This is a genomic window from Flavobacterium terrigena (genome assembly GCF_900108955.1).
Classification (GTDB): Bacteria; Bacteroidota; Bacteroidia; order Flavobacteriales; family Flavobacteriaceae; genus Flavobacterium; species Flavobacterium terrigena.
Window position 1 is genome coordinate 373905 of the sequence record NZ_FNYA01000001.1, and the last position, 22860, is coordinate 396764.

The following is a 22860-nucleotide window of genomic DNA, read 5'->3' on the forward strand; positions in this document are numbered from 1 at the left end:
AAAGAATAGGATTAAGTAACATGAAAGAAAACAAAACATACAATTTTTCAGCAATACTAAAAATTATTGGAATTAATCCGTATGTGTCTGTTCCAGAAACAATTTTAAGCGATATTTTCATTATTGCTGATAAAAATAAAGGTCCAATTCCAATTTTCGGAACGATAAATGACAAACCCTATTTACAAACGTTAGTCAAATATGCTGGTGAATGGCGCTTATATATCAACACTACAATGTTGCATAATTCACCAAAAAAGATCGGAGAAACTATTAAAATTACTATTGCCTTTGACCCGAAAGAAAGAATAATAGAAATGCATTCTTTACTAAAAAAAGCTCTTGAAGAAAATCCCGAAGCGAACGCAGTTTTTGAAAAACTTCCACCATCTCGAAAAAAAGAAATTATACGATATATTTCATTTTTAAAATCGGAAGAAAAAATTATAATGAATGTTCAAAAAGCCATTAATTTTTTATTGGGTAACGAAAAATTTATTGGACGAGAAAAACCCTTCTAAGTAAAATTAAAACTAAACCAAACAAACCCTAATTACAAAGCTGAAAAAGAATATCTTAGCAAAAAAACAATCTGTATCAAATTTAAGGTGCATAAATTTTTAAGTAACGAATAAAAATAATCTATGAAAATTTATGTAAAAAATATGGCTTGTGAAAGCTGCAAAGCTTTTGTTGTTGATGTCTTGACATTTGTGCCATAAGAGTGGAATTGGGAGAAATAGAAACAAAAGAAGATGTTTCTGATGAGGAAAAGAGAATATTAAACAAAAAAATTAAGAAAGTAGGCTTAGAATTATTAGAGAAAAAACAAGGTGTTTTAATTGAGAAAATAAGGAAAGTCATGATTGAATATGTTTACAAATCTGACGAAAGACCTAATATTAAATTTTCTGTAATGCTAAGTGAAGAATTAGGTCAAAATTATACCTATTTAGCAAATTTCTTTTCTGAAGTAGAAGCTACAACTATAGAACAATTTATTATTGCCCTAAAAATTGAACGAATAAAAGAATTAATTATTTTTGGTGAAGATAGTCTTTCAGAAATTGCTCATAAACTACATTACAGTAGTGTTTCACATTTATCAAATCAATTTAAAAAAGTAACAGGATTATCACCATCTCATTTTAAAGAATTAAAAGAAAAAAGAAGAATTACAATTCAAAATATTTAAATTTAGATAATTAAAAAATCCGCTCTAAAATTACTCAAAGCGGATTTTTTTTATAACTAACTTTAAAATTTTTATCCAATTAAAAACAAAACAAGTAATGGAATAATTATACCAGCTACGGCCAATTTCCAACCACGTCTTCTGAACGTATTTTTACCATGAGTAATCATAATTACACCCGTAAATGCAATAGTAATTAATGAAATTCCGAATATATCTGAATAGTAAATCCACCAGTTAGAAGTACTTTTGTGTAACTTCATAGTCTGACTAATAATTGGAGTTTTATTGAAAGCAATAATTTCACCTTCACCCGTTTCCATATCGATTTCTACATCGTGTTTTTCAAAAGAAATTTTAAATGTTCCTTTCTTTACATTATGACGACGTATTTTATCATCGATACCTAATTCTTTACCTAACTTTTCAGCATATTCTTCTGTAATCTCACTTTTCTCAGGTAGATTTACATTTATTCTTTTAGTTTCAACAGTATATTTTTCAGGATGCCAATGCTCTCTATGATTCATTAAAATCCCTGAAAAAGCAAATGATATAATTAAACCTACATAAAAATAACCTAAATCGCGGTGAATGTTTCTTCTATTTAATTTCATAATATATACTGGATTTTGTTTTTAAATTTTGAGCGAAATTAAAACTTATATTTTATGCTTCCTAATACTTGACGAGGTGCAATTGGATTCACACTGTAATTTTCGTGAACTGTATAGTTTAATTCATTAGTAATGTTTGATAATTTAACTAATACAGACAATTTTTTCCAAGTATAACCTACAGATGCATCAACAGTTGTATAACCTTCAATAGGAATATCACGATCTCTGATAGTTATTGTGTAATTTCCTGATCCAGAAGGGACTTCTTTCCATTGATAATCGTCATTCCAACCACCAAGACGGTCTCCAACATAATTTCCGATAGCTCCAAAAGAAAGTCCTTTTAATGCACCAGAAGGTAAAGTGTAGAAAAAGCTTAAGTTAGCTGTATTTTGAGGTGTTCTTGCCACACGATCTCCTTCAATGAAACTTCCATTTGTTCCTGAAGTCTTAATATAACGCATATCATTGTAGCTATAACCAGCAATAATATTTAAACCTTCAACTGGTTTAGCAGTAATGTCAATTTCAATTCCTTTACTTCTTGTTCCTCCACCTAAAACTTTTATACTTGTATCTGTATTTAAAGATCCATCAGCTTTAAATTCAGCGGTTTGAGCTAAATTACTGTTTTCAATTTGGTATAAAGTAACATTAGAAGTTAATTTGCCATCAAAGAATTCTTTTTTCACACCTACTTCAAACTGGTCAATAATTGAAGCTTCTAAAGTTTCTAAATTTACATTTGTTCCAGAATTAGGAGTAAATGAATTCGCATAACTTGCAAAGATAGAGACACTAGTAACTGGTTGATAAACCAATCCTGCTTTTGGAGTAAAAGCAACATCTTTACGTTTTGCGCCTTCAGTTAGAACTTCTCCACCTGTAGTAGGGTAATTATAAGTATCTGCTTGAGCTTCTTGCCAAGACCAACGTAAACCTCCTAAAAATTTAATTTTATCTGTAATTGAAATCAAATCTTGCGCATATACACCAAAACGTTTCGTATCCGTTTTTACAATTTTTGAGTTTCTTGCATCAGGAATAGCACCACCTTGATCAAAGTTTTCAAAATCAAAAACATTTCCTTCACCATAAGTTGCAGGTGTAAATACAAAAGTATAAGCGTCAGTAAATGCATTTTCAAAATCTAAACCTGTAAAAAATTGATGTTTCACTTTACCAGTATTAAAATTACCTTGTAAACTAGCCTGATTTGAAACAATTTTTTCTACGTTTTTGTTTTGTCCTAAAGGTCTTTTCCAATAACCATATTCTACTAATGGTGTACCTTCTGATGGTTGCACACGTTCAGTACCTTTTGACGTTCTATTAAAGTGTTGGAAAGAAGAATTAAAATTAAATTTCCAATTGCTGTTAATTGTATGAGTTAATAAATTAGAGACAGTTGTTTGTTTTGTATTACCGTTTGACCATGTTGCACCTAAATAAGCATTACGTGGCAAGTCTAAAATTTTCTTTCCAATAATACCTGTACCAAAATCTGGTGTCCAGTTATCGTTCATAAAGTCTCCTTGTAAAACCATTTCAGTTTTACTACTTAATTTGAAAAGAAATGAAGGATTTAAATAGTAACGCTCTTTTTTCACAACATCTCTAAAACTTTCAGAATTTTCATAAGAACCTACAAAACGATAGGCAATAAAACTATTTAAAGGTCCATAAAAATCAATTGAAGGTTTGTAAAAAGAATAGCTTCCCATTTGCATACCAATTTCTCCACCACTTTTAAAACTTGGCATTTTTGTTACCATATTTAAAATTCCACCTGGAGAAACATTACCAAATAATAAAGCTGCACTTCCTTTTAAAACTTCTACTTTTTCTAATGAAGAAACTTCTGGGATAGAACCGCTATTAAAACGAAAACCATTTTTAAACATATTATTAGCTGATAAATCATAACCTCTACCATAAAAAGATTCTTGTGCACCACCACGAGCTGAAGAAACATAAACTCCATTTATATTTTTCACAACATCACTTAAACGAACAGACTGTTGTTGCGTAATAACTTCACTACCAATTTCTTGAATACTTTGAGGTAAATCTTTTACACTAATTCCAGTTTTTGCAACTGAACCAGTTCTTTTAATACGATTTGAAGTAATTACTACTTCTTCAATTACTTGCCCTTTTTTCTTAACTGTATCATTTTCAATTTCTAATGAAACGTCATTTGAAGAATTTTGATTTTGTGCAAATGAAATACTTGCTTGAATTGTTAGTGCGAATAGTAGTATATACTTTTTCATTTTTATTTAGAATAATTTAAAATAGTGGTGCAAAAGTAAAACGCAGATTTAAAAAAAACAAGTTTATTTAGAACAAATAAAAATAATAATTCTAACTTACTGATAATCAAAAGAAAAAAGTTTTAAAATTTTAATTTTTAATCTTTAAACTAAAATTGTAACTTTGCAGTCGAAAAATAAAGAATAAAGATGTTAGACAGATTACAATACGTAAAACAACGCTTCGACGAGATATCAGATTTAATCATTCAACCTGATGTTATTGCCGACCAGAAGCGTTATGTGCAGTTAAATCAAGAATACAAAAGTTTAAACGCGTTAGTTCAAAAACGTGAAGAATATATAAACCTTGACTCAAATATTAAAGAAGCGCAGGAAATAATTGCTGATGGTTCTGATGCCGAAATGGTGGAAATGGCTAAAATGCAATTAGATGAAGCTAAAGAACGTTTACCTCAATTGGAAGAAGAAATCAAATTTATGTTGATTCCTAAAGATCCAGAAGATGCTAAAAACGTAATGGTGGAAATTCGTGCTGGTACTGGAGGAGATGAAGCTTCAATTTTCGCAGGTGATTTATACAGAATGTATACGAAATACTGTGAAGGTCGTGGTTGGAAATGTTCAGTAGTTGACATGAGTGACGGAACTTCTGGTGGATTTAAAGAGGTTATTTTTGAAGTTACTGGTGAAGATGTTTATGGTGCTTTAAAATACGAAGCTGGAGTTCACCGTGTACAACGTGTTCCTCAAACAGAAACACAAGGTCGTGTGCATACTTCTGCAGCAACTGTAATGGTTTTACCTGAAGCTGAAGAATTTGATGTACAAATTGATATGAACGACGTTCGTGTAGATTTCTTCTGTTCTTCTGGACCAGGTGGACAATCTGTAAATACTACAAAATCGGCAGTTCGTTTAACGCACATTCCTTCTGGATTAGTAGCACAATGTCAAGATCAAAAATCACAACATAAAAATAAAGATAAGGCCTTAACAGTTTTACGTTCTCGTTTATACGAACAAGAATTAGCTAAAAAACAAGAAGAAGACGCTAAAACTCGTACTTCTCAAGTAAGTTCTGGTGACCGTTCAGCAAAAATTAGAACTTATAACTATCCACAAGGTCGTGTAACTGATCATAGAATTGGTGTAGATGTTTTTGATATGGATGGTGTGATGTCAGGAAAAATTCATAAATTTATTGACGAACTACAATTAGTAGCCAATACAGAAAAATTAAAAGAATCGGAAGTATATTAATTATTTGGGATTTGGGATTTACGATTTACAAAGTTCTAAAATAGAATATATAAAAACTCTGATTTACTTCAGAGTTTTTTTTATGACCTTTTCTAAACCATAAATTTTTGTGACATAAATATTTACAAATATTTTTTTGTATATTTGAGATTATAAAGAAAACTTTATGATTCCAGAAATTCAAAACCTTTATAATGTTTGGGAACCCAACAGGATTTCAAAAACTAAAAAATCATCACAGATTTCATTTAAAGACCTTACGAATTCAATAATTAGTACGGGACCTTTCTACTTTTATATCATTGATTTTTTTGATATGTCTGTTTCACATACCAGTCCAGCAATTTCTGAAATACATGGATTTGATTGTGACACTGTTTCATTTAATGAAATATTAGACGCTATTCATCCAGATGATGTAGAATTTGTGGCAAAAGCAGAAAAATTTTCCATGGATTTTTTTTATAAAAAAATAGGTCATGAAAAAATGTTAAATTATAAAATTAGTTATAGTTTTAGATTTCGACTAAAAAATGGAGATTATACTCTATTTAATCATCAATCACTTATGCTTTCCATGGATGATAATGGCGGTTTAGGAAAATCATTAAATATTCACACTCGCATTGATCACTTAAGTACTCTTAATACGTTTAAAGTATCATTTATTGGATTAAATGGTGAACCTTCATTTATGAATTTAAATCCAGATGAAGAAAATCAAGAATTAAAAGAATTTTCTAAAAGAGAAATTGATATCATTAAACTAATAGGGAACGGATTAAGTAATGCAGAAATAGCTGAAAAACTATTTATTAGTGTATTAACTGTAAAGAAACATCGTAATAATATCTTGGCAAAATCCGATTCTAAAAACACGGCTCAACTCATAAAAAACTGCATCCTTCAGGGAATAATTTAGAGATGTACAACTCAAACTATACTCCTTTTGGTGTATTGATTTAAAACCTTCATTTTCATAATTTTGATACAACTATAAATCAAACATTATGAAAAAAATTACTCTATTATTTATTTTAATCTTATCGGTTAATTCTTCCTTTTCACAAACTGCAACAGAATATCTGTCAGGACTAAATGGTCCAACAAAAATGACAGTAGACGGAACTACTATTTATTTAAATGGTTGGGAAGATATTTACACAATTGACACTACTGCAGGAACACCATCTGCAACTTTAATTTACACATTACCAGCCAATTTTTATGCCTATAAAACTCAGAAATTAGGCAATAGCTTATTCATCTTAGTTGAAAACTGGATTGAATCAACCGATACTTTTGTTGGAATGCAAATTGTAAAATTAGATGTAACTAATATTGCAGCTGGAACACAAACTGTTATTAGCTCACCAAACTTTATCGCATCAATAGCCTTAGTTGGAAACACCATGTATTTTTCCAATGAAATAGAAACTGCACCAGATGTTTATTCTACAAATATCTATAGCTTTGATGCTACACAAACTACTCCTACTCCAGCTCTAGCCTATGCAAACATAGGTTTAAACGATGTTCCTGTTGATGATGTTGAAGCTTACAATAATGTACTTTATATCTCTTCAGGTGGTGCTGAAAAGATTATTAAATTTGATTTATCTGCTAGTTCTCCAGCTCCGGTTGACTATTTAAATACAACAGATTTAAATTTCAATAAAGGAATATTTATTACTTCAACTGGTTATTTATATGTTACAAATGCTCATGAAATTGAGAAAATAGATGTTAACAATCCTATAGGTACTTTAGATTATGTAGGTAATCAAACAACTTATCAAGACACGTTTAACGGAAATCCATATCTTGCTAATTTCAGAGACGTTGTTCTTATTGGAAACACATTATACATGACTTTAGAAGAACAAGGGAGAATATTAAAAATAACTAATGCAACTCTTGGAACATCTAATTTTTCAAACGAAAGTATTAAAATGTATCCAAACCCAACAACTTCTATTCTAAACCTTGATTTGTCAAACGAAATAACCGTTAACGAAGTTAAGATAATAGATATCACTGGAAAAACAGTAATCCAACAAGACCAAAATTTTACACAAATTGATGTAGAAAAACTAACAACTGGACTTTACATAATTGAAGTGTATTCTGAAAGTGAAAAATTCACAAGTAAATTTATTAAAAAATAAAACAATTTAGTTTTGAATTGTGATTGCTTTATACCAGAAAAAAATCATAAATTTGCCAACTAATTATAATAGTTGTTAAGACTAAAAAATTAAAGAATCTGAAGCGCATTACAAAGACACTTCAGATTCTTTTCAATATATTTTAGAAGCCCCAAAATCTAAAATTAAATTTGTTGTGTAACTTTAGTTTTTGATACAATTTTTAGTTGTATTTCAAGAACTTATAGAATTTTCGAAATTTCGAAACTTTTCACTTTACTATATCATTTCGTTTATATAACGAGGTAAATAGAAGCATTTTTAATCTACCTGCATTTAAAATTAAATATTAACACTATTTATATCGTTATTTTTTACTAATATTAAATCACTTCTATGAAAAACAAAATTCTAATCGCAATTACTTTCTTAAGTGTTTGTTATGCTAACGCACAAAGTTACTTTGGTTATTTAAATGATAACTATTCTGGAGTTCATTCAGTAATTAACAATCCTGCTAATATTGTCGATTCTAGATTTAGATCTGACATCAATATAGCTTCTGTTAGTGGATTACTTACAAACGATTATTATGGTGCAAAATTTGGCGACCTATTTAAAAGCGATTACGATTTTGAAAGAGATGGGAAACAATATCCAACTGATTCAAATAATTTTTTAATTAATGTTGACGTTCTTGGACCATCATTCATGTTCAATTTAAACAAAACTAGCTCATTAGCCTTATTTACAAGAGCTAGAAGTATTACACATTTAAGTAATATTAGCGGTCAAGCCTTAAATGATATTCAAGAAGATATTAATGAAAACTACCATGTAAGCAATCAAAATTTTAGTATTGCTGCTAATGCTTGGGCAGAATTTGGCGTTTCTTATGCTAGAATTTTAATGGATAAAGGACAACATTTCTTAAAAGGAGGTTTATCTGCAAAATATTTATACGGAGGATTTACAGGTTATGCAAAAGCAAACAATATCAATATTGATTATAATTATACTGGTGATCCAAATACTAGTACAACTTCATCTTCTGGATATTTAGAATCAGGAAATATTACTTCTCTTGATGATTTTGATGATCCAACAGAAAATACTGGAAGTGGTTTTGGTGCCGATTTAGGTTTTACCTACGAATTTCGTCCTGATTATTCTAACTACCAATATACTAATAAAGAAGGTGGAAAAAGCTATCATAAAGATCAAAACAAATACAAATTAAAATTAGGAGTTTCTATTACTGATATTGGGTCTATAAAATACAAAGATGCTATTATAAATACTTATAATGTAAACACTTCTTATACTGATGCAGAATACGATGCTGATCCAAGTTTTGATAATTTATATACAAAATTGTCAGAAACAAAATCAGTGAAATTTAAATTACCAACTGCTGTACATTTAAATGCAGATTGGAGAATGAACAAGCGTTTTTACTTAAACTTAAATACTGATTTTAGTGTAGTTGCAGCTGAAGACAAAAACTCTTCTTACATCAACAATAACGTAAGTTTAACGCCACGTTATGAAGTAAAATGGTTAGGTTTATATGTTCCAATTAGTTATTTAGAATATTCAGGATTACAAGCTGGTTTTGGCTTTAGAGCTGGGCCTCTATTTGTAGGTTCTGGTTCAATTGTTAGCGCAATGCTTTCTGAAACTCAAGCTTTAGATGTACATTTAGGATTAAAAATTCCAATTTACCATAGCAAAATTAAAGATATTGATTTCGATGGAATCAATGATACAGATGATAATTGCCCAGATGTGGCTGGACCTGTTGAAAATAAAGGTTGTCCTTGGGGTGATGAAGACAATGATGGATTAACAGATAATTTAGACAAATGTCCAAAAGAATTCGGTCCAACTGAAAACAATGGTTGTCCTTGGACTGATAAAGATGGAGATACTGTTTTAGATAAAGACGATACTTGTCCAGATGTTGTAGGAGCAGTTGAAAACAAAGGCTGCCCTTGGGGAGACGAAGATAAAGATGGTGTTACAGATAATTTAGACAATTGCCCTACTCTATTTGGAGAAAAAGACAATAATGGATGTCCTTATACAGATAAAGATGGCGACAAAGTATTAGATAAAGATGACAAATGTCCGGATGTTGTGGGAACAATTGAAAACTATGGTTGTCCAGTTATTGATACTAAAGTAATTAAAAAATTAAACGACTATTCTAAATCAGTTTTATTCGATTCTGGAAAAGCTACAGTAAAAGCAGATTCTTATGCAAATTTAGATTCAATGGTTGCAATTATGAAAGAATATGAAGCAACTAACTTTAGCATCGAAGGTTATACAGATAATGTTGGAAATCCAGAAAAGAACCTAGAGCTTTCAGCTGAAAGAGCTTTAGCTATTAAAACATATTTAATTTCTAAAGGAATTAGCGAAAACAGATTGAGTTCACAAGGTTTTGGAGCAGCAAAACCAATTGCTTCTAACAAAACTACTGCTGGAAAATCGGCTAATAGAAGAGTCGAAATTAAAGTTGTTCAATAAGCTTATAATCAATATTTTAACTAAAACTCTTTCTTAACGGAAAGAGTTTTTTTATAAACTTTTCCTAAACAATAGTTTTTTACAATCAAAATATTTACTTTTATCACAAATATTGATACAATGACAATTACCCAATTATATTACGTTTTAGCTGTTGCTGAAAACAAAAATTTTACACTAGCAGCCGAAAAATGCTTCGTGACTCAACCCACTTTAAGTATGCAAATTCAGAAATTGGAAGAGGAATTAGGTATTCAAATTTTTGATAGAACTAAAAAACCAATCGGTTTAACAGATGTTGGAAATAAAATTGTAACACAAGCGAAAAACATCGTTAACGAAGCTAATAGAATTAAAGACATTGTTGACCAACAAAAAGGGTTTATTGGTGGCGATTTCCGCATTGGAATTATCCCTACAATTATGCCAACCTTATTACCAATGTTTTTGAATACTTTCATTAAAAAATATCCGAAAGTAAACTTAATCGTTGAAGAATTAAATACGGCAGATATTATCCTAAAATTAAAAAATGGGCATTTAGATTGTGCCATTGCAGCTACGCCTTTAGACGAAGAAAAGCTAAAAGAAATTGTATTGTATTACGAACCTTTTGTAGCTTATATTCCTGAAAACAGTCAAAATCATGCTAAAAAAGAAATTGAAGTTGCCGATTTAGATGTCGAAAAAATATTGCTTTTACAAGACGGACATTGTTTTAGAAACAGTGTTTTGAATTTATGTAAAACGAATAATTTCATTGGTGAAAACCATTTCCAATTAGAAAGCGGAAGCTTCGAAACCTTAATTAAACTATCTGATGAAGGTTTAGGAACAACACTTCTTCCTTATTTACATACGTTAGATTTAAACGACAAAAACAAAGCGAAACTAAAACAATTTGCCAACCCAAAACCATCAAGAGAAGTGAGTTTAATTTTCTCTAAAAACGAATTAAAAATTCATATTATTGATGCGTTAAAAACCACCATTCAAGGTGTAGTTCGTGGTGCGATTGCGTTTAGCGATGTGGAAATTGTGAGTCCGAGGTAGATTAAGTGTTCGGTTTACAGTTACAGTAAGCAGTTAATAAAAACTGAGACTTAGACTGAAAACTGAGACTAAATAATATTCACATCACCTTTTCCTTCTCTCACCACAATCGGTTCGTGACCGGTCAAGTCAATAATGGTTGAAGCTACGTTTTCTCCATAACCACCGTCAATAACTAAATCGACTTGGTTTTGCCATTTCTCGAAAATTAATTCTGGATCGGTAGAATATTCAATTACCTCATCTTCATCATGAATAGAAGTTGACACAATTGGATTGCCTAACATTTCCACAATTTGAATAGCAATATTATTATCTGGAACTCTAATCCCGACAGTTTTCTTCTTACGGAAGTCTTTTGGTAAATCATTATTTCCTGGTAAAATAAAAGTATATGGACCAGGTAAAGCGCGTTTTAATATCTTAAATGTAGCCGTGTCAATTTGCTTCACGTAATCGGAAATATTACTTAAATCGCTACAAACAAAAGAAAAATTGGCTTTTTCCAACTTCACATTTTTGATTTTAGCTAATTTTTCCAACGCACGAGAATTGGTAATATCACAACCTAAACCATAAACAGTATCAGTTGGATAAATAACTAATCCGCCATTTCTTAAAACCTCAACCACTTTTTTAATAGCAGCTTCGCTAGGTTTATCTTCGTAAATTTTTAGAAATTCTGCCATAATTTTTTTAGATTTTTTTATACCCATCAAGGGTTTGAAACCCTTGATGGAATTCAGTTAATTTACCCAATCACATTCAACTTCGCAAACCTCAACAATAATTTTTTCAAGCCACCAACATCAAAACGTATTTCTGCTTTTTTGTCGGCTCCAACGCCTTCTAAACCTACAATTTCACCTTTTCCAAAGCGTTCATGCATTACGATGTTTCCAACGGCTAAATTGTTATCAAATAAATTCGCTTTATCCGAAGAACTTGCACCGCTACTTACCGGTTTTAATCTTCTGATATTTATTGACGAAATCGGTTCGTTTTTAGAAATATATTCTGGCGGCGTTCCAGCTGTTGGTTTGGCTAAACGTAATTTCGATTTATCCACATCACCAAAAATATCAATATCCATTGTAGGTTTGTATCTATAACCCGAATCAATCGGATTCATATATTCTAAATACTCACCATTAATTTCTTCAATAAATCGAGAAGGTTCACTGTCGACTAATTTCCCCCAACGATAACGCGATTGCGCATACGTCAAATACGCTTGATGTTCGGCACGAGTTAATGCCACATAAAACAAACGGCGTTCTTCTTCCAGCTCGCTTCGTGTGTTCATACTCATTGCACTTGGAAACAAATCTTCTTCCATTCCCACCACAAAAACATGCGGAAATTCTAATCCTTTTGCCAAGTGAATCGTCATTAGTGCCACTCTATCATCATCACCGGTATCTTTATCTAAATCTGTCGCCAAAGCCACATCTTCCATAAATTCTGCCAAAGCACCACGAGCACCATCAATTTCTTTCTGACCTTCGGTAAAATCTTTAATACCGTTTAGTAATTCCTCAATATTTTCAATACGAGCAATTCCTTCAGGTGTTCCGTCTTTTTTCAATTCTTGAACTAAACCTGTTTTTTTAGTTACATGATCCGTTAAAGTAAACGCATCTTGCTGTTCATTGATGACTTGGAAACTTTTAATCATCGTTACAAAATCTTGCAACTTGGTTTTAGTTCCAGAGTTTAATTTTAAATCGATTTTGTCAATGTGTTCCATCACTTCAAAAATGGAACGTTTATAATGATTGGCGGCAACAGTCAATTTTTCAACCGTTGTATCACCAATTCCTCTTGCAGGATAATTAATTACTCGCACTAAAGCTTCTTCATCTTTCGGATTGATAACCAATCGCAAATAAGACAACACATCTTTAATTTCTTTACGTTGATAAAACGATAATCCGCCATAAATTCTGTACGGAATATCTCTTTTTCGCAACGCATCTTCCATTGCACGAGATTGTGCATTGGTACGATATAAAATAGCAAAACTCGAATTAGGTAATTGGTTTTGCATTTTTTGTTCGAAAATAGTTCCTGCTACGAAACGCCCTTCTTCACCATCTGTAATACTTCTGTGGACTTTAATTTTCGGACCATCGCTATTGGCTGTCCAAACAATTTTATCAAGTTTGGTTTTATTCTTATCGATAACATTATTTGCGGCTTCTACAATATTTTTTGAAGAACGATAATTCTGTTCTAATCGGTACATTTTAACACCTTCGTAATCTTTTTGAAAGTTTAAAATGTTATTGATATTCGCACCACGGAAAGCATAAATACTTTGCGCATCATCACCAACCACACAAATGTTTTGGAATCTATCTGAGAGTGCTTTTACAATCAAATATTGCGAATGATTCGTATCTTGGTACTCATCTACTAAAATGTATCTGAAACGGTCTTGGTATTTCGCTAAAACATCTGGAAAACGGTTTAATAATTCATTAGTTTTTAATAATAAATCGTCGAAATCCATCGCACCCGATTTAAAACAACGCTCTACATAGTTATTATAAATTTCACCCATTCGAGGCTTTTTGCTCATCGCATCAGCTTCTTGTAATTCTGGATTATTGAAATACGCACGAACAGTAATTAATGAGTTTTTATATTGGGAAATTCTACCTAAAATTTGTTTTGGTTTGTAAACATCTTTATCCAATTGCATTTCCTTAATAATTCCGCCTAAACAACGTAAAGAATCTTGAGAATCGTAAATGGTAAAGTTCGAAGGATAACCTAATTTCTCTGCTTCACTTCTTAAAATCTTAGCAAAAACAGAGTGAAACGTTCCCATCCAAAGGTTTTTGGCTTCATTATTTCCCACAATTTCAGCAATACGTTTTTTCATTTCACGTGCTGCTTTATTCGTAAAAGTTAAAGCTAAAATATTAAACGCATCAACACCTTGATACATCAAATTGGCAATTCGTACCGTAAGCACACGGGTTTTACCAGAACCTGCACCTGCAATAACAATCATGGCACCATCTTTTTGGACTACTGGCGCGCGTTGAGCTTCATTTAATTGATCTATGTATTGTTGCATTTTAAAAAAGGATATTTAGAAAGCAAAAATACAGATTATGAAGTGATTTTAAACGTTTTTAATCTTCATTTAGTTGCAAATTATCAACAATTTTTTTCTCATCTGAAGTCAATAATAAACCAGAATTTGCCTCCCAATAATCCGTAATTATTGAGTTTTTCTTGTTGATTAAGGATTTTTCTTTGAAAACATCTTCTTTGTCGTAAGGGACAAATTTTCTGCTATGACGTGTGGTCATTAAGTAATTGGCAATTTCAATTTTGTTTTCCTCATTTTTTTTATCTTTTACCATGACACCAATTTCTTCTTTAGTACTTGCTAAAAAATAATCTTCGCCATCTAAAATATATAAAGCTCTGAAAGTTGAATTGAAAACTTTTCCTTTAATCACTTTCAAATTAGACACATCTGAAAACTCAAATCGGCTAGGTTCAACGAAGTATTCTAACTCTAGAATGACATTTTTCTTGAAATCATAAATCACAGTCACCGTTGGTAAAAATTCTTCAATTTCAGGCTTAGGAGCAATTACCATTTGGTAAAAATCTTCTTTTCCTCTTACTGTTTTAATTTCAAAATCGAATTTTTTTTTGGCTTTAGATTCGGCTAATTGAGTGATGTATTTGAAATCGTAATAATTCTGAATGATATCGTACATATTATAACTCAAAGTTTTCTTTTCAATCTTTTCGTTATTAATTAAATTGTACGTTCGGTTTTGTTCCACTAAAATATCGGCTGCAAATTTATCTGGCTTTTCTTTCAAACAAAAGTTGACTAAACCATCTGAATACGAAGTATATTCGTTATTGTATTTAAAAAATTCTCGAGTATAAATTTTCAAATTGATTGGAGCCGTTAATTGCTTCATCGATTTATTAATCAATGATTTCAAAATACTGAACGATTGTCGGTTCGTAATTACAATATCTTCAATTTCAAGGGAAATACTTTCTAAGTTTATGGTAATTACAGCTTCTTTTAAAGTGGCAGAATTGAGTGTCATTTGTTTGTACTCTAAATGTTTAACCACAATTCGGGAAGGTTTAGGGAGTTTGAATTTGATGCTTCCTTCTTTATTACTTTGAAAATTTTCGTCGGTTCGAAGAATAGTCACTAAAACATTTTCAATAACATTCCCTGTTGCTTTATCTTTAAAGATTAAAACAATCTCTTTTGTCTGTGAAAAAGACAAAATGGGGTAGAGAAATATACAGAAAAAAAATAATTTTTTCATCATATCGTATTGAAATACATACAAATATAAGAAATTTAATATTAAGTATATTTTTAAAAAAAATATTTTAGATTTGTAAAAAAACAAACCATGACAATTGAAGATAAATTACTTGAAATTGCAACGTACACTTTACCTGCTATAATTACTGGTGGTGTGGCTTTTGTAATGTTACATAAATTCTTTAGAAACGAAGAAAACAAACGTAAATTTGAATTATTACGCGAAAACCAACAACAAGGTTTACCAATCAGATTACAAGCATACGAGCGTGTAGTTTTGTATTTAGAGCGAATAAACCCAATCAACTTGATGATGCGTGTAGAACCAAGTGGTTTAGATGCTCCCAATTACGCAACCTTTTTAATTCACAATATTCAAACGGAATACGAACACAATCTGTCACAACAAATTTACTTAACAGCTGATTGTTGGGAAATTGTAATGAAAGCAAAAAATAGTATTATCACACAAATTCGTCAAACTTCAATTAATGGAGAAGTAAAAACTGGCGACGAATTGAGAACTTTTTTACTGACAGAACTAACACAAACAGAAAGTGCAAGTGCTGTCGCGATTAGTTTTATTAAAGAAGAATTGAAACGCGTTTTTTAATTTAAACCTGACAGGTTTCAAAAACCTGTCAGGTTTAAATATTACTCCTTCAAAAATTTATTATACAAAGCTGCCGTGGTTTCATCAGCGGTTTTCGCCAACTCTTCTACTCGACTTCTAAACTCGGGTTTCTTTAATTTTTCACGAATTGTGTCTCTAGAGAATTTCGTAAACTGCCATTTATGATGCGTTGTGGCTTGAAATAATGAAGCGATAACATTTCCATCATTCGGATAGATTTTCAGTAAAACTTCCAATGCATTTTGTCGCACTGAACTTTCATAATTTGTAGAAGAATAATCCAATAATTCTTTATACATCAAGTTTTTAGCAACTTCATCATTTTCCGAAACAATAGCTAAACTCAACCAAGAAATTCGGAAACTTTTATCATTATTTCCAATGATATTTTTGGTTTGTGCTAAATAATTTTCTTTTTCTCCAGGAAAGTTTTTACATAAATACAACAAAGCAATTTCTTTGGTTTGATATGAAGCATCATCTAAAAAAGTTTCATATTGCGATTTGAATTCAACTGGAATTTTGGTTACGGTTTCTGCAATCGCTTGACGAACATATAAGTTTTGTTTCATTCCAATTTCAATCAACTCTTTTTTGTCTTCAAAAGCTGTGTTAGCTAACTTGTAGAAAATGTATTGCTTGATGGGGAAATAGGTTTCCGATTGTAAAATGGCTTTGTAATTATCTAAATCCTTTTTCTCTTTTGTGAGCTGAATATAAGCCTCAACTGATTTATTCTTCACTAAATAACTTTCCGCTAAAACCATATCAAATCCAGCAGTTTCTAACCATTTATTTTTGAAATTTTCTGTATCAAAAGTCTTTACAACCTTTTTGACTTCTGCTAAAAATTCATCCGTAATAACATTTTTGTAATGGTATTTCTTTAAATATGTTTTTACGATTTTTTGGAAGTTCTTCGCACCAATGTCTTCTCGTAAAGTATGCAAAGCCCAAGCGCCTTTTTTGTAAAACGATAACGAACTCGCTTTTTCATTCATCACTGGAATTGTATCGGTTTTCGCAGCACTTCGCAATTGCAAAGCATAATCGTACAATTCATTATAAAAATAATCATCACCAAATACTTCTTTCTCAGCTAACAAAGCATAATACGTAGCAAAACCTTCTTGCAACCAATGATGTTTCCCAGATTGCGCTGTAATTAAATCGCCAAACCATTGATGTGCCAATTCGTGTGCATTCACATTGATGTAATTTTTATCGTTAAAACCAATCGAATCGACCACAAAATCTTGCGAGAAAATTGTCGAAGTCGTATTTTCCATTCCAGCATATAAAAAATCTCGAACAGGCACTTGACGGTAAATTTTCCAAGGATATTTCACTCCAATTTCTTGTTCTAAATAATCGAAAATTTGTTTGGAATATCTATAAGTCGGTTCAAATTTTGAAACATCATTTTTATCCAAATAAAACTCTAAAGGCGTTCCCGATTTACTTTTGGATTCTTGCTTTTCAAAATTCCCAATCGCCAACATTACTAAGTAAGACGACATTGGTTTTTGCATTTCGAAACTCCAATAATTAGATTTATTCTTTCTTACTTTTGATTTTAATAAACCATTAGATAAAACGGAATACATAAAGTTATATTCAACATCAATATTAAAAATAACTTTCTCATTTACATCGTCAAAACATGGCAACCAATGACTTGTATATCGACCTTGTCCTTGTGTCCAAATTTGTAAATTTTCTTCTGAACCCGTGAAGTATAAAGTCTGTTTTGGAGTTGCCAAATATAAAAACGTTAGTTTATTTTTGCCTTTTTTGAATCCTTCAAACAACAATAATTCCTTAGTATTGTTTTTATAGTTTACTTCTTTTCCATTGATAAAAACTCCATTAAAATGCATGTTTTTCGCATCAATTCTAATCGTATCGATAAGAGATTTTACTTTAAATTCATAACTAATTTCTCCTCCAATTGATTTAGAATCATAATCAGGTATAACAAATACATCACACTTCAAAAAATCAACGGATTTGGTCTGTTGTGAAAAAGTAAGAATGGAAAAAAGTAGAAAAAATAAGGTTCTCATAAGTAAATTTAAAATCTGATACGAATATAAACATTTTCAAATTCTCTACTTTCCAAATTAACAAATTATAAACTATCTTCGCAATTAAAGAAAAAAGTTCAAAGTTTGATTAACGAACAACGAATTTTGAAATTAAAATTTACATTGAAAAAGAAAGCCCTATTTAACTGGAGCAGCGGAAAAGATTCTGCCTTTGCTTTATACAAAACCTTACAAAACAACGAATTCGAAATTGTTTCCTTACTCACTAGCGTAAGCGAACAATATCAACGTATTTCAATGCATGGCGTTCGTGTGGAACTATTAGAATTACAAGCTAAAAGTTTACAATTGCCGCTAACAAAAATGATGATTCCAGAAATGCCAACTATGGAAGTCTATGAAGATGTAATGAAAAATACCTTATCAAAATTTAAGGGAAATGGTGTGACACATTCTATTTTTGGCGATATATTTTTAGAAGATCTTAGAAAATACCGTGAAGACAAATTAAAAGAAGGTGGTTTTGTTGGCGAATTCCCACTTTGGAAAATTGATACAACAGAACTTATCCATGATTTTATCAATTTAGGATTCAAGACAATCGTAACTTGTGTTAACGAAAAATATTTAGACCAAAGTTTTGTGGGTCGAATTATAGATGAAAGTTTCATCAACGACTTACCAGATAATGTAGATGTTTGTGGCGAAAACGGAGAGTTTCATACGTTCTGTTTCGATGGACCAATATTCAAAAATCCAATTGAATTTGAAATCGGAGAAATCGTTCATAAAAAACATGAAAAACCAAAAAATACAACACCATCTAACACCGCTTGTGATGTAGATTCTGACGAACCAACGTATGGCTTTTGGTATATCGATTTAATTCCGAAAACTGAATAATATCGTTTTCAAAATTTAGAATTTAAACCTATATTCGTTCTTTAAAGGAAATAAACTGAAAACTGAGACTGAGAACTGAACACTTAAATGAACCTACTCGAAACTCCCATAGAATATTTAAAAGGCGTTGGTCCGCAACGTGGCGATTTGCTGCGCAAGGAAATGAACATTCATAAATATGGCGATTTAATCAATTTATATCCGAATCGATACATCGACAGAACACGCTATTTTAAAATCAATCAGTTGGTGAATAGCAATTCGGAAGTTCAAATTGTTGGGAAAGTGGTTCATATCAAAACCATCGATCAAGGAAAAGGAAAATCGAGGTTAGTCGCGACATTCTTAGACGATACTGGACAAATGGAATTGGTTTGGTTTCAAGGTCAGAAATGGGTCAAAGAAAGTTTGAAACTCAATACCGTTTATGTCATTTTTGGAAAAGTCACGCAGTTTGGTTCGGTTTTCAATATGGCGCATCCAGAAATGGAATTGTTGGAAGAACACAAAACTGCATTACGAAGTGCGATGCAACCAGTTTATCCAAGCACTGAGAAACTCAACAATAAAGGCGTTACGAATAAAGTCATTAATAAAATGATGATGCAATTGTTTTCGGAAACGCATCAATTATTTTCGGAAACCTTGCCTGCTTCTATTATGGAAGAATTAAAACTCATTCCAAAAAAAGACGCTTTAGTCAATATTCATTTTCCGAAAAATCAGGAACTTTTAGCGAAAGCGCAATTCCGATTAAAGTTTGAAGAATTGTTTTTCATACAACTGCAATTAATCACCAAAAACTTAATTCGAAAACATAAAATTAAAGGTTTTCCGTTCGAAATTATTGGCGAAAACTTTAATGATTTCTACAACAATCATTTGCCTTTTGAATTGACGAATGCTCAAAAACGAGTATTAAAAGAAATACGAAACGATTTAGGAAGCCACGCACAAATGAATCGTTTATTACAAGGCGATGTGGGTTCAGGAAAAACCATTGTCGCTTTAATGTGTATGCTTATCGCGAAAGATAATGGCTTTCAAAGTTGTTTGATGGCACCAACGGAAATTCTGGCAAATCAGCATTATAATGGGATTTCCGAATTAGCTAAAGATTTAAACATCAACATTCGAATTCTGACAGGTTCAACGAAAATTGCCCAACGAAGAATCATTCACGAAGAATTAGAAAACGGAACGTTAGATATTATCATCGGAACACACGCTTTATTGGAAGATAAAGTTCAATTTAAAAATTTAGGTTTAGCAGTTATCGATGAGCAACATAGATTTGGTGTCGAACAAAGAAGTAAACTTTGGACGAAGTCGGAAATTCCACCACACGTTTTAGTCATGACTGCGACTCCAATTCCGCGTACTTTAGCGATGAGTTTATATGGCGATTTAGATATTTCTGTTATTGACGAATTGCCTCCAGGCAGAAAACCAATTCAAACCGTACACCGATTTGATAGTAAGCGTTTGGTGGTTTGGAAATTCTTGAAAGATGAAATTGCTAAAGGCCGACAAATTTATATTGTATATCCGTTAATTCAGGAATCGGAAAAAATGGATTATAAGGATTTGATGGACGGTTATGAAAGTATTTCTCGCGATTTTCCATTACCACACTACTCTATTTCTATTTTACATGGAAAAATGAAACCCGCCGACAAAGATGAAGAAATGAAACGCTTTGCCGAAGGAAAAACCAATATTATGGTGGCGACAACCGTTATTGAAGTTGGTGTAAATGTACCCAACGCTTCCGTAATGGTAATTGAAAGTGCCGAACGTTTTGGTTTGTCGCAATTGCATCAGTTGCGTGGCCGAGTTGGGCGTGGTGCCGAACAAAGTTATTGCATTTTAATGACCGATTACAAGCTTTCCGAAGACAGTAAAACCAGAATGGAAACCATGGTGCGAACCAATGACGGATTTGAAATTGCAGAAGTAGATTTGAAATTACGTGGTCCAGGAGATATTATGGGAAAACAACAAAGCGGTGTGTTAAACCTACAAATTGCCGATTTAGTAAAAGACCGAGACATTCTACAAGTAGCAAGACATTTAGCCGTAAAACTACTAAAAGAAGACCCAAGTATGAACTTACCCGAACACGCCAAACTAAAAGAAGTGTTCTTAGAAATTAGTAAGAAGAAAAGTATTTGGAATTATATTAGTTAATGTGTCAATTTTCAATTTGACAATGTGTCAATTTGCCAATAAATTAAACACAACGTTTGTCATACTGAACTTGTTTCAGAATCTCTAAATAATAATCCTTAATTTTTGTAAGAATTTTATATTTTTACTAAAAGTATTTTTAAATATTGTACACTGAAAAAATGCTTCTATTTATAAGTTAGACTATATTAATACAAATAATAATGAAAAACATTACAAAAGAAAATAGCTATTTAGCAAAACAAAATATTACTTCAATAGCTGATTATACTGAGTGCTTACAAAAACTTTCTACTAATTTCGAAGAAGAAATGGCACTAAAAACAGCAACCCCGATATTCTTAGATACAAACGTGCTTTTAAGATATTACAGCATTTCCTTTACCGCTCGTGAAAAGCTATTAGATTTTATTAAATCAAACTCTTCAAGGATTGTATTAAGCACTCAAGTTCAATTAGAATTTATAAAAAATCGCGAAGACGTTATCCAAAGGTTTTTTGAACAAGTAACAAACAAAATTCCAAAGGATTTTAATTCTGATGTTGTTAATAAAATGAATGTGTTTTTAGAACAACACAAAATAGTTTTAAAAGACTATCCCTTTGTTGAAACTGGAATTAAAAAACACCAAACTGAATTAGAAGATTTGTTAAAAAAATTAAATGAAAATGCTGATTTAAAAAGGAAGGAGTATGTTAATTTAATAGTGAAAGATGACTTTCTTGATATAATAAAAACATGTCAACTTTATGATAGTTTAACTCACGACGAATTCGAAATAATTAAAAAAGATTTTGATCTTCTATCAAAAAATATTTCAAATGAAAATCTTGATGCAATTTACAACAAACCTCATGCTGTCTTCCCAGGTTTAGGTGATATTAAAAATAAGCCACTAGATCCTTATGGAGACTATATCATTTTTCACGAAATAATGAAATATATGATGAACTCAAAATGTGATTGTATATTTCTTACATTTGATAACAGCAAAGGAGATTGGATGAGTAAAAATAAATCTCAGCACTTCCATTACGTCCAAAACATGTATGCAAACACTGGACAAATTCTTTATATTTTGGATGCAGAACGAACACTAGGAGATTTATTAAATGTCGATATTGAATCCTTAGTTGTATCAGACATTGCTACTTCAATATTATCTATAAAAGATATTGAAGGATTGTCTTTAAAATTTAAAATTTTCACAGAAGTGAGTAAGTCTCAAGTTACTCAAAGGATTATTGACGAGCTAATTCTTAATGGATATCAAACAATCGAAGATGTTCAACGAGACTTAAGGATTGCAATACCTGCAATTAGAAAATACAGAGAACTTATTGGTCCACATTTAAGTAATGTTGGAATAATTCGAATTGGACTTAGAATAGTTAACTCTTTGTATAATATTAAGATTAATCCTAATGGTGAAACAGAAAACATTAGTGATGATGATTTAAAAAAATATAAATCCTTTCAAAAATATCTTTTGTAGTCCGATAACGCGTATTTACAATCCTCACCATACCTCACAACAAACATCAAAACTCCTAATCCCAAATTAGGAGTTTTTTTTATTCCAACTCTCAAAACAAACTTGTAACAAAAAATTTAAAAAAATAAAAATGTTACAAAATCTGTAACAAAAAAATAATTTTAAAAAAAATG

The 22860-nt window shown here is 31.1% G+C and carries 17 protein-coding genes; 11 read left to right on the plus strand and 6 right to left on the minus strand.

Annotated features, from left to right (window positions below):
* The first annotated feature begins 20 nt into the window (after positions 1 to 20).
* Complete coding sequence (locus tag BMX42_RS01810; protein ID WP_091307580.1) at positions 21 to 521, plus strand: YdeI/OmpD-associated family protein; 501 nt, start codon at positions 21 to 23, stop codon at positions 519 to 521.
* A gap of 203 nt (positions 522 to 724) precedes the next feature.
* Positions 725 to 1195 (plus strand): helix-turn-helix domain-containing protein, encoded by a 471-nt coding sequence (locus tag BMX42_RS01815; RefSeq protein ID WP_245748199.1) that lies wholly within the window; start codon positions 725 to 727, stop codon positions 1193 to 1195.
* A 71-nt stretch (positions 1196 to 1266) separates the two neighbouring features.
* On the opposite strand, the gene BMX42_RS01820 is transcribed toward BMX42_RS01815, so the two are convergent.
* Both BMX42_RS01820 and BMX42_RS01825 read right to left on the minus strand, forming a co-directional pair.
* A complete protein-coding gene (locus BMX42_RS01820) occupies positions 1267 to 1812 on the minus strand; it encodes a PepSY-associated TM helix domain-containing protein (RefSeq protein WP_091307584.1) in 546 nt (181 codons plus the stop codon).
* A gap of 38 nt (positions 1813 to 1850) precedes the next feature.
* Entirely contained in the window at positions 1851 to 4091 is a 2241-nt protein-coding gene (locus tag BMX42_RS01825) for a TonB-dependent siderophore receptor (RefSeq protein ID WP_091307588.1), read from the minus strand.
* 189 nt (positions 4092 to 4280) lie between these two features.
* Between BMX42_RS01825 and prfA the strand changes: the two genes are divergently transcribed.
* From prfA to BMX42_RS01850, 5 genes are all read left to right on the plus strand, one after another.
* A complete protein-coding gene (gene prfA / locus BMX42_RS01830) occupies positions 4281 to 5354 on the plus strand; it encodes a peptide chain release factor 1 (protein ID WP_091307592.1) in 1074 nt (357 codons plus the stop codon).
* Between the two features lie 166 nt (positions 5355 to 5520).
* Positions 5521 to 6276: a LuxR C-terminal-related transcriptional regulator gene (locus BMX42_RS01835; RefSeq protein WP_091307598.1), complete on the plus strand. Its 756-nt coding sequence runs from the start codon at positions 5521 to 5523 to the stop codon at positions 6274 to 6276.
* A gap of 88 nt (positions 6277 to 6364) precedes the next feature.
* Entirely contained in the window at positions 6365 to 7522 is a 1158-nt protein-coding gene (locus tag BMX42_RS01840; RefSeq protein ID WP_091307600.1) for a T9SS type A sorting domain-containing protein, read from the plus strand.
* 375 nt (positions 7523 to 7897) lie between these two features.
* Positions 7898 to 10036 (plus strand): DUF5723 family protein, encoded by a 2139-nt coding sequence (locus tag BMX42_RS01845; protein ID WP_091307602.1) that lies wholly within the window; start codon positions 7898 to 7900, stop codon positions 10034 to 10036.
* A 120-nt stretch (positions 10037 to 10156) separates the two neighbouring features.
* Entirely contained in the window at positions 10157 to 11089 is a 933-nt protein-coding gene (locus BMX42_RS01850; protein WP_091307605.1) for a LysR substrate-binding domain-containing protein, read from the plus strand.
* Positions 11090 to 11157: 68 nt separating this feature from the next.
* Here the strand turns inward: BMX42_RS01850 and BMX42_RS01855 are convergent, their stop codons facing one another.
* From BMX42_RS01855 to BMX42_RS01865, 3 genes are all read right to left on the minus strand, one after another.
* Entirely contained in the window at positions 11158 to 11778 is a 621-nt protein-coding gene (locus BMX42_RS01855; RefSeq protein WP_091308776.1) for an L-threonylcarbamoyladenylate synthase, read from the minus strand.
* 62 nt (positions 11779 to 11840) lie between these two features.
* On the minus strand, positions 11841 to 14177 hold the full coding sequence (locus BMX42_RS01860) for an ATP-dependent helicase (RefSeq protein WP_091307608.1): 2337 nt from the start codon (positions 14175 to 14177) through the stop codon (positions 11841 to 11843).
* Between the two features lie 58 nt (positions 14178 to 14235).
* The gene (locus BMX42_RS01865) at positions 14236 to 15372 is read right to left on the minus strand and encodes a hypothetical protein (protein WP_091307612.1); all 1137 of its coding nucleotides are present in this window, start codon (positions 15370 to 15372) and stop codon (positions 14236 to 14238) included.
* A gap of 132 nt (positions 15373 to 15504) precedes the next feature.
* Here BMX42_RS01865 and BMX42_RS01870 point away from each other — a divergent pair, with 132 nt between their 5' ends.
* Positions 15505 to 16029, plus strand: a complete 525-nt coding sequence (locus BMX42_RS01870) for a DUF7935 family protein (RefSeq protein ID WP_091307616.1) — start codon at positions 15505 to 15507, stop codon at positions 16027 to 16029.
* Positions 16030 to 16070: 41 nt separating this feature from the next.
* Here the strand turns inward: BMX42_RS01870 and BMX42_RS01875 are convergent, their stop codons facing one another.
* Positions 16071 to 18116 (minus strand): M1 family metallopeptidase, encoded by a 2046-nt coding sequence (locus BMX42_RS01875; protein WP_091307620.1) that lies wholly within the window; start codon positions 18114 to 18116, stop codon positions 16071 to 16073.
* A 144-nt stretch (positions 18117 to 18260) separates the two neighbouring features.
* On the opposite strand from BMX42_RS01875, the gene BMX42_RS01880 reads away from it, so the two are divergent.
* From BMX42_RS01880 to BMX42_RS01890, 3 genes are all read left to right on the plus strand, one after another.
* The gene (locus tag BMX42_RS01880; RefSeq protein WP_091308780.1) at positions 18261 to 19001 is read left to right on the plus strand and encodes a Dph6-related ATP pyrophosphatase; all 741 of its coding nucleotides are present in this window, start codon (positions 18261 to 18263) and stop codon (positions 18999 to 19001) included.
* A gap of 87 nt (positions 19002 to 19088) precedes the next feature.
* On the plus strand, positions 19089 to 21191 hold the full coding sequence (recG, locus tag BMX42_RS01885; RefSeq protein WP_091307624.1) for an ATP-dependent DNA helicase RecG: 2103 nt from the start codon (positions 19089 to 19091) through the stop codon (positions 21189 to 21191).
* Between the two features lie 203 nt (positions 21192 to 21394).
* The gene (locus BMX42_RS01890) at positions 21395 to 22687 is read left to right on the plus strand and encodes a PIN-like domain-containing protein (RefSeq protein WP_091307628.1); all 1293 of its coding nucleotides are present in this window, start codon (positions 21395 to 21397) and stop codon (positions 22685 to 22687) included.
* Positions 22688 to 22860 lie beyond the last annotated feature (173 nt).